General features: G+C 73.8%; 10 protein-coding genes. 5 read left to right on the forward strand and 5 right to left on the reverse strand.

The features are described 5' to 3' along the window. Positions 1 to 47: 47 nt before the first annotated feature. Complete coding sequence (locus ACWCHM_RS14880) at positions 48 to 1,523, reverse strand: FAD-dependent monooxygenase (protein ID WP_421490413.1); 1,476 nt, start codon at positions 1,521 to 1,523, stop codon at positions 48 to 50. Between the two features lie 523 nt (positions 1,524 to 2,046). Between ACWCHM_RS14880 and ACWCHM_RS14885 the strand changes: the two genes are divergently transcribed. Continuing rightward, positions 2,047 to 3,552: an endo-1,4-beta-xylanase gene (locus tag ACWCHM_RS14885; RefSeq protein WP_281898362.1), complete on the forward strand. Its 1,506-nt coding sequence runs from the start codon at positions 2,047 to 2,049 to the stop codon at positions 3,550 to 3,552. A gap of 91 nt (positions 3,553 to 3,643) precedes the next feature. On the opposite strand, the gene ACWCHM_RS14890 is transcribed toward ACWCHM_RS14885, so the two are convergent. Further along, positions 3,644 to 4,492 carry a S1 family peptidase gene (locus ACWCHM_RS14890; protein WP_454222792.1) on the reverse strand — a complete coding sequence of 283 codons (849 nt, stop codon included), beginning with the start codon at positions 4,490 to 4,492 and terminating at the stop codon, positions 3,644 to 3,646. Positions 4,493 to 4,679: 187 nt separating this feature from the next. Between ACWCHM_RS14890 and ACWCHM_RS14895 the strand changes: the two genes are divergently transcribed. Beyond that, positions 4,680 to 5,339 (forward strand): response regulator transcription factor, encoded by a 660-nt coding sequence (locus tag ACWCHM_RS14895; protein ID WP_454222794.1) that lies wholly within the window; start codon positions 4,680 to 4,682, stop codon positions 5,337 to 5,339. Continuing rightward, the gene (locus tag ACWCHM_RS14900; protein WP_204960987.1) at positions 5,336 to 6,439 is read left to right on the forward strand and encodes a sensor histidine kinase; all 1,104 of its coding nucleotides are present in this window, start codon (positions 5,336 to 5,338) and stop codon (positions 6,437 to 6,439) included. The genes ACWCHM_RS14895 and ACWCHM_RS14900 overlap by 4 nt, the downstream gene beginning before the upstream one ends. 57 nt (positions 6,440 to 6,496) lie before the next feature. Here ACWCHM_RS14900 and ACWCHM_RS14905 read toward each other — a convergent pair whose 3' ends face one another. The 3 genes from ACWCHM_RS14905 to ACWCHM_RS14915 form a co-directional block, all read right to left on the reverse strand. Next, positions 6,497 to 6,910 carry an SH3 domain-containing protein gene (locus tag ACWCHM_RS14905; RefSeq protein ID WP_204960986.1) on the reverse strand — a complete coding sequence of 138 codons (414 nt, stop codon included), beginning with the start codon at positions 6,908 to 6,910 and terminating at the stop codon, positions 6,497 to 6,499. Between the two features lie 134 nt (positions 6,911 to 7,044). Further along, entirely contained in the window at positions 7,045 to 10,803 is a 3,759-nt protein-coding gene (locus ACWCHM_RS14910; protein WP_454222795.1) for an nSTAND1 domain-containing NTPase, read from the reverse strand. A gap of 130 nt (positions 10,804 to 10,933) precedes the next feature. Beyond that, positions 10,934 to 11,392, reverse strand: a complete 459-nt coding sequence (locus ACWCHM_RS14915) for a septum formation initiator (protein ID WP_454222796.1) — start codon at positions 11,390 to 11,392, stop codon at positions 10,934 to 10,936. Positions 11,393 to 11,526: 134 nt separating this feature from the next. On the opposite strand from ACWCHM_RS14915, the gene ACWCHM_RS14920 reads away from it, so the two are divergent. Both ACWCHM_RS14920 and ACWCHM_RS14925 read left to right on the forward strand, forming a co-directional pair. After that, positions 11,527 to 12,828, forward strand: coding sequence for an ATP-binding protein (locus tag ACWCHM_RS14920; protein ID WP_454222797.1), 1,302 nt, complete (start codon positions 11,527 to 11,529; stop codon positions 12,826 to 12,828). 75 nt (positions 12,829 to 12,903) lie between these two features. Then, positions 12,904 to 13,422 (forward strand): PepSY domain-containing protein, encoded by a 519-nt coding sequence (locus ACWCHM_RS14925; protein WP_454222798.1) that lies wholly within the window; start codon positions 12,904 to 12,906, stop codon positions 13,420 to 13,422. Positions 13,423 to 13,519 lie beyond the last annotated feature (97 nt).

The following is a 13,519-nucleotide window of genomic DNA, read 5'->3' on the forward strand; positions in this document are numbered from 1 at the left end:
CGGCCCGCTCGTGCCGGGTGTTCCTGGCACGAGCGGGCCGGCCGGGGTCAGCCCCTGGGTCGGCCGAACCAGCGGGTCAGGTGGTCGTCCAGGTCGGTCTGGTCGTCGCCGAGCCAGGCGACGTGGCCGTCGGGGCGCAGCAGGACGCCCGGGGCGTCCAGGGCCGCCGTGGGGTCGGCGAGGTGGTCGACCCGGTCGGCCCAGCCGGCGACGCCGAGCCGGCCGGTGCGGTCCAGCAGCAGACCCCGGCCGTGGCGCAGCCGGTCGTAGAGGCGACCCTGGCGCAGGTCGAGGTCGCGCAGCCGCCGGCCGAGCAGGTCGGGTCCCGGGCCGAGGTCGTAGCGGACGCCGATCGCGGTGATCTTCTCGGTCAGGTGGCGGTTCACCGCGTCGATGGCCATCAGTTCGGTGAGCAGCCGGCGTACGGCCTGCGCGCCCGGTCCTTCGGAGAGCAGTTCGGTCTGGGCGCGGGTGTTGTCCAGCACGTCCGCGGCGACCGGGCGTCGTTCGGCCTGGTAGGTGTCCAGCAGGGCGGCCGGCGCCCAGCCCCGGACCTGGGCGGCCAGTTTCCAGCCGAGGTTGACCGCGTCCTGCACACCGAGGTTGAGCCCCTGCCCGCCGATGGGCGGATGGATGTGCGCCGCGTCGCCGGCCAGCAGCACCCGTCCCACCCGGTAGGCGTCGGCGAGCCGGGTGGCGTCGCCGAAGCGGGACAGCCAGCGTGGGGAGTGCACCCCGAAGTCGGTGCCGGCGACGGCGCGTAACCGCTGCCGGACCTCGTCGATGGTGGGCGGCACGGCCCGGTCGGTGACCCCGGCGGCGGGGACGACGACGCGGCAGCCGCCGTCGCCGAAGGGGGTCAGGCTGAACCGTCTGTCGAGCTTGCCGAGCCCGGCCAGCGTGGCCGCGATCTCCTCGGGCGACACGCCGACCGCCATCTCCCCCATCAGCGTCTCGGTCCGCGCGGGTTCGCCGGGGAAGCCGACGCCGAGCAGCTTGCGCACGGTGCTGCGGCCGCCGTCGCAGCCGACGAGGTGGCGGGCCCGCAGCCGGTGCCCGTCGGCCAGCGTGACGCCCACCCCCGTGTCGTCCTGGTCGAGGCCCACCACCGGCGTGCCGTGGCGGACCTGCGCCCCGAGGCCGGTCGCGTGTTCTTCGAGCAGCCGCACGACGACCGGCTGCGGGATGCCCAGCAGGTAGGGGTGGGCGGTGTCCAGACCGGGGGGCGGGGGCGCGGCGATGGCGGCGAAGAAGCCGGCGGCGGGTCGTCGCCGGCCGTGTTCGTGCAGGCGGTCGAGCAGTCCGCGCATCGCCATCAGTTCGATGGTGCGCACGTGCAGGCCGACGATCCGCACCATCGAGGTGGGCTCGGTCTCCCGTTCCAGGACGAGGACCCGCACGTCGTGCAGCCGTAGCTCGGCGGCGAGCATCGCCCCGGTCGGGCCGCAGCCGACGATGACCACGTCGGCGTCGTGGGGTGGCCGGCCGGCAGGGGGCGGGAACCCTGGTGCGGGCCCGGCCACGGCGGTGGGCGGGGTGGTGACGAACTGCGACTGGTGCACGGGAAGCGCCTTTCGGGAGAGCCTGGTGGGCGGGCGCTCCCGGGCGACGGTTACGTCGGTCGCCCGACCGCGACGTTCAGAGGGAGCACCCACGTGGGTACGGCGTTCATGGGTCTCACCTCCTCGGGCGGTGTCACGGGCAGCGGCAACCTATCCACCGGCCGGCGGCCTGTCCAGCGTTTTTCCGGCCGTCCGGCCACCGCCGGACCGGATTTCGAATGTTTCGGCGTCCGCCCGGCGCACGGTGGAGGCAGCCACGCGTGGCCCTTCGGGCGCCCCCACGTCCCGGCGTGTCCACCTGCGAGAATCTGACTTCCACCAGCTCAGCACACCCACAGAGGTTTCCGGAACATTTCCGAAAGTTGTTGACAGTGCGGTCGGGCGGTATCGATACTGACCCTTCGATGGGCATACACATTCATCAATTATTGACGTCATGTAGCGAGGAGGTTCCGTGGGCAGCAGCCTGAGGCGACGCAGGATAGTGAGCAGAACAGCCTTACCGGCGGCGGTGTTGCTGCTGGTCGGCGGCGCGGTGGCGGTCCAGTCCGGCACCCCGGCCGCCGCCGCCGAGACCACGCTGCGGGCCGCGGCGGCCAAAGCCGGCCTGTTCTTCGGCACCGCGTCCTCACCGAACCGGCTGTACCCGATCCTTGCCCAGGAATTCGGCCAGCTGACCCCCGAGAACGACATGAAGCCCGACCGGATCGCCACGTCGAGCGGTGGGTTGCAGAACACCAGCGGCGCGGATCAACTGGTCAACCACGCGCAGAGCAACGGCATGCTGGTCCGGGGGCACACCCTGGTGTGGCACTCGCAGGCCGGCGCGCTCCAGGGCGCCAGCCAGGCCACGCTGAACACCTTCATCGGCAACGCCATCAACCGCTGGGGCAGCAAGATCGCCTACTGGGACGTGGTCAACGAGGCGCTGGAGGACAACAACACCGGCCGCCGCCGCAACCAGTGGCCGCACACCATGAACCGGGACGCCAACGGCGACGGCGACTTCTTCGACGCCGGGGACACCGACGTCATCCGGGACTCGTTCATCCGGGCCAAGCAGGTCGTGCAGGCCGGCGGCTACTCCACCAAGCTCTGCATCAACGACTACGACGTCGAGGGGCTGACCGTCCAGGGCGGTGGCCCCAACCGCAAGGCCAACGCGCTGTACGACATCGTGCGGACCTACCGCCAGTACATCGACTGCGTCGGGTTCCAGTCGCACTTCAACGACAACCCGAACAGCATCATCAGCAACGACCTCCAGGCCAACATCCAGCGCTTCGCCGACCTCGGCGTCGAGGTGCACCTGTCCGAGGTCGACATCGACGACGACCTGAGCAACAACGACATCGGCACCGGCCAGGCGGACAACTACCGCAAGGTCGTCCGGGCCTGCCTGAACGTCGCGAAGTGCACCGGCATCACCGTCTGGGGCATCTCCGACAGCGAGTCGTGGCGTTCCTCCGAGCGGGGCCTGCTGTTCACCGGCGGCAACGGCAACTACCAGAAGAAGGCCGCGTACTACGCCGTCCTCGACGAGCTGAACAAGGGCCGGACCACCACCCCGCCGACCACCACGCCGCCGCCGACGACTCCCCCGCCGACCACGCCGCCGCCGACGACCCCACCGCCCACCACGCCGCCGCCCACCACCCCACCGCCGACGACTCCCCCGCCGACCACGCCGCCGCCGACGGGCGGCTGCACGGCCACGGTGTCGTTGAACTCGTGGACCGGCGGTTTCGTCGCCACCGTCCGGGTCACCGCCGGCAGCGCGCCGATCCAGGGCTGGAACGTCCAGCTCACCCTGCCGTCGGGCGCCGCGGTCACCGGCGTGTGGAACGCCAACCGCACCGGCACCAGCGGCAGCATCCAGTTCAGCAACGTCAACTACAACGGCTCGGTCGCCGCCGGCCAGTACACCGAGTTCGGTTTCCAGGGCACCGGGGCCGCCACCGGCCTCACCCCGGTCTGCACCGCCTCCTGAGCGCCGTCTGTCCGGGACGGGCGCACGCCGTCCGTCCCGGACAGCTCCGAGGGGACCGGCCACGGGGCCGGTCCCCTCGGCCACGGACCGGTCAGCCACGCCCGGCCCGGCGACGGTGCACCACCACGAGGGCCGCCGACAGCAGCACCACCCCCGCGCCGACCCCGGCCGACAGCCACCGGGCCGGCCCCGGCGACGGGTCGACCGTGTCGGCGATCCACTCCCCGAGCACGTCGGTGCGGGCACTGAAGTCGGGGCCCGGGTGGGGACATCCCGGCCCGGTGCTGACCACGGCCACCAGGACGGCCGAACCGTCGGCGCGCTCCCGGAAGTACGGGCCGCCGGAGTCGTGCGGACACGGGCTGGTGTCCGCCCGGGGCCGCCGGCCGGAGGTCTCGACGAGGGCGGCACCGACCCGACCGACGGTGAACTCACCGGTCTGGAGCCGGTCCGTCGGCGCGACGGCGTCGGCGGCGGTCAGCCCGTACCCGGTCAACCGCAGCACCTCACCCGGCACCGGCGGCACGTCGGCGAGCCCCAGCGGCGGCACACCGGTGATCGCGGTGTCGAGTTCGACCAGGGCCACGTCCGCGTCGTCCGCCTGCCGGACCGCGACCACGTCGGCCTCGTAGCCGTCCCAGCCGCCGAGGTCCGTCCGCCCCACCGTGACACTCGTCCGCTCGGCCACCGTCCGGCTGACCCGCCGGCCGTCCGGGGTACGGAAGCAGTGGCCGGCGGTGATCACCCACCGCGGGGCGACCAGCGCGCCGGAACACCAACTGTCCCGGGTGCCGCCGCCGTCCACCGGCAGGCCGGTCATGGTCAGCCGGGCGGTGAACCGGTACGCGCCGTCGGCCGCGTCCTCGCCGTGGGCGATCGCCGACGCCGGACGGGGCGCGACGGGAGCGACGGCAACCGCGGTGGCCGCCACGGCGACCATGACACACTGTGTGGCGAGTCGGAGCACGGGTTTCACCAGCCTGTACGTACGGGGAGCAGGAACGCTGCGATGCTGCGCACCCGGCCGTCCGGGCGGCGTCAGCGGCACCCTTACCGGTTCTTTATGCACCGGGTGCCAGCCTTGCGGGCGGTCCCCGGCACCGGGGAGGCGACGGGAGGGGGACGGCGTGCGGGTGCTGATGGCCGACGACGAGCGGGTGCTGGCCGACATGGTCGCCGAGGGGCTGCGCCGGTTGTCCATGGCCGTCGACGTGGTCTACGACGGCGACAGCGCCCTGGAACGGCTCGCCGTCAACCGCTACGACGTGGCCGTGCTCGACCGGGACATGCCCGGCCAGAGCGGCGACGAGGTGTGCCGGTGGATCGCCGGCTCGGCCACCGGCACCCGGGTGCTGCTGCTGACCGCCGCCGCCGGCATCCGGCACCGCGTCGAGGGTCTCGGCCTGGGCGCGGACGACTACCTGACCAAGCCGTTCGCCTTCGCCGAACTCGTCGCCCGGTTGCAGGCGCTGTCCCGGCGCTCCACCCCGGCGCTGCCCCCGGTGCTGGAACAGGACGGCATCGTGCTGGACGTCACCCGGCACACGGCCAGCCGCGACGGGATGCCGCTGTCGCTGTCCCCCAAGGAGTACGCCGTCCTGCACGTGCTGCTGCGCGCCGGTGGCCGGGTGGTCAGCGCCGAGGACCTGCTGGAACAGGCGTGGGACGAACACACCGACCCGTTCACCAACACGGTACGGACCACCATGGTGACCCTGCGCCGCAAGCTCGGGGACCCGCCGGTGATCCACACGGTGCCCCGCGTCGGCTACCGGCTCGGGGCATGAACCTGCCCTCACCGGCCCGGCGGATGCTCCTGGTCGTCGGGGCGCTCCTGCTCGTCGCCCCGTTCGTGACGACGGCCGCCGACCTGCTGCTCGCACTGTGGCGGGAGTTCGGCCCGTCCTGGTGCGCCACCCCCGAGTTGCGGGCGCCGGGCGACGACGCCCCGTTCGTCTGTGTCCAGGTGTTCCGGCGGCCGAGCATCCCCCTGGCGATCGCCGTGACGATCGTGCTGCTGGCCCTGTTCGCCGCCGCCTACCCGGCCGTGCGCTGGTGCCTGCGTCCGCTGCGGGACCTCGCCCCGGTGATCGCCGACGTCGGGCCGCAGAACCTGGGCCACCGGCTCAGGCCCGGCCCCGGCCGCGACGAGCTGGCCGTCCTCGGCCGCACCATCGACGAGATGATGGACCGGATCGCGGTGGGCTACGAGGCGCAACGCCGGTTCGCCGCCGACGCGTCCCACGAGCTGCGCACCCCGCTGGCCGTCCAGCGCACCCTGATCGAGGTCGGCCTGGCCCGCACCCTCACCGACGACCAGCTCGCCCTGCTCGCCGCGCAACTGCTGGAGACCAACGAACGCAACGAACGCCTGATCGAGGGGCTGCTGGTGCTCAGCGAGAGCGACCGTGGCCTGCTGACCCGCGTCCCGCTGCGGCTCGACCGGATCGTCGCGACGGTGCTCGACGCGCACCGCGGCCGGGCCGAGGAGGGCGGCGTCACGATCGTCAGCCAGTTGAGCCCCCGGCTGGTCGTCGGCGAGCAGGTGCTGCTGGAACGGCTGGTCGTCAACCTGGTGCAGAACGGCCTGAAGTACAACCGGCCCGACGGCACCCTCACGGTGCGGGTGGGCACCGACCCGGCGCTGGTGGTCGAGAACACCGGCGACGACGTCCCCCCGGACGAGGTCGCCGCCCTGTTCGAGCCGTTCCGACGCCGGTTCGGCAAGCGCATCGACCACAGCGGCGGCGCGGGGCTGGGCCTGGCGATCGCCCGCTCGATCACCCGGGCGCACGAGGGCATCATCACCGCCTCCTCCACCGGTCGCGACGGGCTACGGGTGCAGGTCACCTTCCCGACCGTGGACACCGGCACGGCCGACGGCTGAGCCGGCGGGCCGGCCCCGACCCTGCCGGGATCGGGGCCGGCCCGCCGCAGCGACGGATCAGTAGTTGCAGACGTCCACGCCGGGGATCCAGTTCGCGTAGCCGGTGTAGGTGTAGTAGTCGGCCACGTACCCCTCTCCGCCGCTGTAGGAGATGTAGTTCCAGACCGGATCGCCGTAGATGGTCTGGCCGGAGTGCTGGCAGATGATGTGCACGGCGGTGCCGGCCGGCACGGTCTTGATGGCCGTGCAGCTCTGGCTCGGCTGCGCCGCCTTGGTCGGGTGGTAGCAGTCCCGCAGGGTCACCGCGGTGTTGCCGATGCTCGCGTTGTACCAGCTCGCCTGTGCCGGTGCCGTGGTCACGGTGAGCAGCGCGGCGGCCGTCCCCGTGGCCAGGGCGACGGCGGTGGCGGCCCGCCGCAGCCGGCTTCCCGCCCGGGGCGAGGTCCGGCTGGTCGCGGAGGTGAGGTTCATCGGGTCTCCTTGGATCGGCGTCGGTGCGGTGGTCCCGCCCCACCAGCTGACTCCGCCGCCCGGGGTGTCGGGAAGGGCGGCCGACCGGTCCGGATGAAGTCCGTACCGGTGCCGTACAGACCCGTACAGGCTGGTCAGACGCACGGCGGCTGGTATCGGACGCCTGGCACGTAGCGACGCCAGTCGTCCCTGCTGATGGGGGCCCCGGACGTCGCGCAGACCCACCCCGAGACGCGGTCGGCGTCGGTGTCGGCGAGCCGGGTGACGTGATCGCTGCCGGCGGCGGCGAGCGTCCGCCCGTCGGGGCTGTACGCCACCGCGTAGACCGCGTCGGTGGCGCGGGACAGCACGGCCGTGGCGGTGGGCCTGGTCCGCTCGCCGAGGTCCCACAACCAGACGGTGCCATCGGTGGCGGCGACGGCGAGCTGTCGGTTGTCCGGACGGAAGGCCACCATGTACGCGTAGCCGGCCGGGCCGGTCAGCGGTTCGCCGACCGCCGACGGGGCGGCCGGCGTGGTGACGTCCCAGAGCCGCACGGTGCTGTCGGCGCTCGCAGCGGCCAGGGTGCCGCCGTCGGGGCTGAAGGCGACACTGTAGGCGTAGCTGTGGAAGCCGGTGAGTGGCTCGCCGACCGATACCGGATCCACGCCGCCGGTCACCGCCCACAACCGGACGACACCGTCCGAGCCGGCGGAGGCGAGGAGCCGACCGTCCGGACTGAAGGCCACCGTCAACACGATCGCCGCGCCGACCTGCGTGCCGCCGACCCGCCGGCCGGCGTCGTCCCACAGCGTGATCCGGTGGTCGTCACCACCTGCGGCGAGGAGCCGGCCGTCCGGACTGAAGGCCACGGACTGCACCAGCGCCGAGCCACTGACCAGGGTACGCACCAGCGCCGGCCGTCCGGGTCCCGCCAGGTCCCAGACCTGGATCCGGCCGGTCCGGGTGCCGACCGCCAGTAGCCGGCCACCCGGTCCGAAGGCGATCGTCCCGCTGAACGCGTCAGTGGTGGGTGACCGCAGCGGCGGCCCCAGCGGTCTCGGCGCGTCCGGTCGGCTGACGTCCCAGAACCAGACGGTCTCGTCCCGGCTGGCCACGGCCAGGCGCGTGCCGTCGGGGCTGTACGCGATGCTGAAGACGGCGTCCTGCGGCCCGGTCAGCACCGGGCCGGGAGGGGTCCGCCAGAGCCGGACCGTGCCGTCGGTGCTGCTGGTGGCGAGGCTCTCGCCGTCCGGGGTGAAGCTCACCCCGGTCACCGGGGAGGGTTGCGGCAGCACGCCGACCCTGCGGCCACCGTCGACCTCCCAGACCGTGACGGTGTTGTCGGAGCTGCCGGCGGCGAGGCTGCGGCCGTCCGGGCTGAAGGCGACCGCGTTGATCCAGCTGTTCGGGCCGGTCAGTGGCGTGCCGACCGGGCGGGGACAGCGGGCGTCGGTCAGCTCGAACAGCCGGACCGTCTTCTCCGCACTGCCGGCCGCGAGGGTGTGGCCGTCCGGGCTGAACGCCACGCTGAGGATCTTCCCGCCGCCGCCCGAAACGGTGCACACCGCCCTCGGGCGGCCCCGTGCCGACGTCTCCCACAGCCGCACGATCCCGTCGGCTCCGGCGGCCGCGAGCAGCGGACGCGTCGGGTGGAACGCGACGGACTGCACGGCGGGGCCGGACCCGGCCAGGGCCGGCAGTTCGACCGGCTGCGCGGCTGCCGGGACGGCCCAGCGTCGCACCCGTCCGTCGGCGGTGCCGGCGGCGAGGACGGTGCCGTCCGCGCTGAACGACAGGGCGTACACGGTGGCACCGGCCGGGTCCGGAAAAGACTGGAGCAGCACCGGACGGCCCGGGTCACGCACGTCCCACAACCGCACGGTCCCACCGGCGCCGCCGGCGGCCAGCGTGCTGCCGTGAGGATCGAAGGCGACGCCGAAGATCTCCTCGTCGACCCCGGGCAGCGGGGTGCCCCCGGTGGTCGCCATGGCGTCCACGGGACGGGTGGACCACAGCCGAACGGTGTGGTCGGTGCCGCCCGCCGCCAGCAGGCGGCCGTCCGGGCTGTACGCGACCGCCTGGGCGGACCCGGCGAACGGGAGCAGCCGGGTCGAGCGGGCAACGGTGGAGGCGTCGAGGAGGCTGGACCGGGCCTCGACAGTGGGTGCTGTCCGGTAGGCGGCGAGGCTCAACTGCATGGCCAGGGAGACATCGCTGTCACGCAGCTTGTCGGCCCGGCCGGCGATGAACCGTGAGACCGCCTCGTTGCGCTGCCCGACGGCCTCGCGTCGTTGCCGCTCGGCGTGGGCGCGTTGATCGAGTGCCACCCCGGCGAACACGACGGTCAGCGCGGTCAGCACGGTCAGCGTCGTGACGAGTTGGGTCACCCGCCGGGCACGGCGTCGCGAGTGTCGCCGGGAGGCCGCCAGGAACTCCGCGGCGGGGGCGGTGAGGTCGGCGTCGGCGGACGCCGCCCAGGCCTGCGCAGCGGCGAGCCGGCTGCCCTGGTAGAGCTGCCCCGGATCGTGTCCGTCCGCCTGCCAGGCGAGGGCGGTGACGTGCAGCTGCCTGGCGATCAGCAGGCCGGAGCGGTTGCTGTCCAGCCAACCTCGCAGTCGTGGCCACGCCGAGACGAGGGTCTCGTGACTGATCTCCACCGTGTCCGTGGCCGTGGTGATGAGCCGCTGTGCGACGTACTTCTCCAGGACCTGGGCGAGTTCGCCGTCGCTGTGGTCGAGGTCGGCCAGTTCCGCCGGAGTGACCCGCCGCCGGGTGTCCGCGGTCTCCGGGGCGACGTGCACCAGCCGCAGGAACAGGCGACGGGCCAGTTCCTGCTGCGGCCCGGTCAGCGAGGCGAAGACCGACTCGGCGGTCTCGGAGACGGCACCGGCGATCCCGCCGATCCGGCGGTAGTCGCCGATGGTCATCCGGCCGCCGCCCCGCGACCAGGTGGCGAGCAGGGCGTGGGACAGCAGCGGCAGCGAGCCGGAGCCGGGCGGGATGTCCCGCAGCAGCACCTCGACCAGTCCCGGTTCGACCTGCGCCCGGGCCCGGCGGGCCGGCTCGACGATCACGTCGCGAAGTTCGTCCTCGGTCATCGGCCCGATCGTCAGCTGCCGGTGGCGGGCGGTGGCCAACAGGGCGGGGAACCGCAGCGCCTCGGCGTAGAAGTCGGCCCGTAGCCCGATCACCACCACTGCGCCCCGCGGCCCGGCCGCCAGCCCGAACAGCCGATCGACGAACGCTCGCCGTCGGGTCTCGTCGACGCAGACGGTGAACAGTTCCTCGAACTGGTCCACGACGATCAGGAGACGACCCTCGCCGGTCTCCCCGACACCGTGCAGCCCGGCGAGGGGGTCGACGCCCGGCGTGCACAGCACGATCTCCCAGTCCGGCTCGGGACCGATCCCGGCGGCCCGGACCCGGGGGATCAGACCCGCCCGCAGCAGCGACGACTTCCCGGCCCCGGAGACCCCGACGGCGAGCAGCACGGCCCGGCCCGGGGGCAGATCGGCCAACTGCCCGAGCAGGGCGGTGGTCAGGGCGGTACGCCCGAAGAACCAGCCGGCGTCCTCGGCCTGGTAGGGGCTCAGACCCCGGTACGGTTCCGCTCCGGACCGTCGCACCGCTGTCGCCCGGGCCCGACGCCACCCGGCGAGCCAGCGGGCGCGCTCCTGCGGGTCGTCCACCCCGCAGGCGGTCAGAACCTGTACCAGGAGCTCCTGCGACGCCAGCGACGGCAGCCCACGCCCGGCGAACCAGTCCCCGATCGTGCTGTGCGTGCCACCCGCCTGGGCGCGCTCCGCCACCTCGCGAACCGTCAGACCCGCCAGCAGCCGCAGGGCGGTGAGCTGCCGGCCGAAGCTGGAACGGTCGTCAATGGCTTCCGGGTCGGGACCGTTCTCCACCATGTTCCCTCTCCACCCCTGGCAGTACAGGGTGGAGAGATTACTCTGGGCAATCGAAAATCAACAGGGTGTGATCAATTCGGCCGACTGCGCGGGCACCCGACAGGTTTCCCGTCGGTGCGGAAGCCGCAGCTCAGTCGCGCTCGCCCGGGCGGGCCACCGGTTCGCCACCGATGCAGCCCACGTTCACCTCGAACTCCCCCGCCGGGCCGGCGAAGGTCACCTCGGCGTCGTCGTCCGGGCCCCGGTCCACGTCCTTCACCCGGTAGTCCTGCGCCGGGGCCCAGGAGACCAGCCGCACCTCGGACCCCACGCACTCGGCGACCGCCGTACCGCCGGGGGTGGAGAAGCTGCGGCGCAGGCCGGGCGTCGCGGACGGGGACGACGTCGCGGACGCCGCCGGGGCCGACGGTGTCGCCGGGGTCGGTTCCGGGGCCGCCAGGGCCCGCTCGACCTCGGCCTGGCTGCGAACCCCCCCGGGGGTGCCGGTGATGCTCTCCCCGACCAGCCGGATCGCGGCCACCCCGATCAGGGTGGCGAGCACGGCGGCGGCCAGCCAACCGGCGGTGGCGAGGAGCGTACGGCGACCCATGCCCCGACTATGCCCCACCGGCCGCTAAGCCGGGCCCGGCGGCAGGATAAGCGGAGGTTAAGAGCGGCCCGTGGCCGGTGGCACCGGCTAGCCTGCCTAGCGGTGGCAACCCTGCTCCTGATCGGGGACGATGGATGAGACGGCGGCTGGCGCTGCTGGTCGCGGCGACCAGCTGCCTGACCCTGGTGGCCTTCCTGGTGCCGCTGGCCCTGCTGGTGCGCACCGTCGCCGAGGACCGGGCCACCGTCCGGGCGACTGCCGACGTGCAGGGGTTGGTGCCGGTGGTCGGCACCGCCGACACGGCGACGATCCGGTTGACCGTGGAACAGCTCACCGCCGAGTCGGGGCGGCCGGTCAGCGTCTACCTGCCCGATGGCACGGTGCTCGGCGCGCAGGAGCCGCGTACCCCGGCGGTGGCGCTCGCCGCCCGGGGCCAGAGCCTCACCGCGGAGCTGGACGGCGGTCGGGAGATCGTGATCGCGGTGCAGGGCCGGGCCGACGGCACCGGCGTGATCCGCACCGTGGTGCCCCGCGCCGACGTCACCGCCGGGGTGGCCCGTGCCTGGCTGGTGCTGGCCGCGCTCGGCGTCGTGCTCGTGCTGCTCGGCCTCGCCGTGGCCGACCGGCTGGCCCGTACCCTGGTCCGGCCGATCACCGAGCTGTCCTCGGTCTCGCACCGGCTGGCCAACGCCGAGCTGACCGCCCGCGCCGAGCCGGCCGGCCCGCCGGAGCTACGGGAGGTCGCCGGTGCGCTCAACCACCTGGCCGCCCGGATACAGGTGCTGCTGCGGGAGGAACGCGAGCAGGTGGCGGACCTGTCGCACCGGTTGCGGACGCCGTTGACGGCGTTGCGGCTGGAGGCGGAGTCGCTGCGCGACCCGGACGACGCGGCCCGGGTGGCGGCGGCCGTGGACGGGTTGGAGCGGGCGGTGACCGGCCTGATCCGGCAGGCGCGCTGGCGCAGCGACCCGGCCGACGGTGATCCCGGCGCGGTCAGCGCCGACGCGGCCGCGATCGTGGGGGAACGGGTCGCCTTCTGGTCGGTGCTGGCCGAGGACACCGGCCGCACGGTCGACCTCGACCTCGCGGCCGGGCCGCTGCCGGTCGGGGTGCCCGCCGACGAGTTGGCCGCGGCCGTGGACGCGCTGCTGGGCAACGTCTTCGCGCACACCCCGGAGGGCACCGGCTTCACCGTCCGGTTGACCCGGGAGCAGGCCGGTGCCGCGCTGACCGTCTGCGACGCGGGGCCGGGGATACCGGCCGCCCTGGTGCAACGGGGGGCCAGCCGGGCCGGCTCGACCGGGCTCGGCCTGGACATCGCACGGCGGGCCGCGCAGGCCAGTGGCGGTCGGCTCGACCTGGGGTCGGGTGCGCAGGGCGGCGCGGTGGTGACGCTGCGGCTCGGACCGCCCAGGTCGGCCTTAACCGGAGCTTAGGGTCGGCGCAGCGCGCCGCTATCCACCACCGGAGCACGCTGGGCGCACCAACCGAGAACTCCGGAGGTACGCAGCATGAAGCGCACATCCCTGCTCCTGGCCGCCGCCGGCGGCGCGGCCGTCCTCGCCGTCACCGGCACGGCGATCGGCGTGTCCGCCGCGGAACGGGCCCCCGGCCCCACCGCCACCACCGCTCCGGCCCCGGTGGACCCCACCGGCACGCCGACGGCCGGCACCCCAGGCGGTACGCCGACGGCGGAGACGCCCGGTGGCAGCCCGACCGTGGCAACGCCTGGTGGCAGCACCGCCCCGGCCACCGACGACGCGGTGAGCCAGCAGCGGGCCGGTGAGATCGCGCTGGCCAAGGCGGGTGGCGGTCGGATCACCGAGGTCGAGCGGGAGCGGGAGGAGGGCCGCCCGGTCTGGAGCGTGGAGATCATCAACGGGGACACCGAGCACGAGATCGACGTCGACCGGGAGAACGGCAACATCGTCAAGTCCGAGCAGGAGAAGGCGGACGCCGACGACCGGTCCGGTCACGACGACTCCGACGACGACCGGGACGACGACTCCGACGACCGGGACGACGACTGACATGTGTCGGGTGCGGGTGCCCGGGCGGTTGCGCACCGCCGACCAGCGGTGCGCAACCGGCCGGTGCCGGCCCCGCACGGTGACGGGTGGGCTGCCC

The sequence above is a fragment of the Micromonospora sp. SCSIO 07396 genome (assembly GCF_053667945.1).